Raw genomic sequence first — 273 nt, forward strand, 5'->3', positions numbered from 1 at the left:
TTTCAATGACTTAAATAATTTATCACAAATGACAGTTATCGTCAATACCCCAAATAAAAAAGACATACTCAAACATGTCTAGTGCGTTTTGAAGGCCAAGAAGATAGAATTTAAACCTATTCCTTTCATACCTCCAACGTGTTGTCTACCAAGCTTAATCCATTTACTGAAAACATATGGTGCGGACGAAGGGATTTGAACCCCCACGATATTTCTACCACTAGAACCTGAATCTAGCGCGTCTGCCGATTCCGCCACGTCCGCGTAAAATTC

The 273-nt window shown here is 39.6% G+C and carries 1 tRNA gene; it reads right to left on the reverse strand.

The features are described 5' to 3' along the window. Positions 1-177: 177 nt before the first annotated feature. Positions 178-264, reverse strand: a tRNA-Leu gene (locus BEN26_RS13865). Positions 265-273 lie beyond the last annotated feature (9 nt).

The sequence above is a fragment of the Tepidibacillus sp. HK-1 genome, assembly GCF_001748485.2.
GTDB lineage: Bacteria > Bacillota > Bacilli > Tepidibacillales > Tepidibacillaceae > Tepidibacillus_B > Tepidibacillus_B infernus.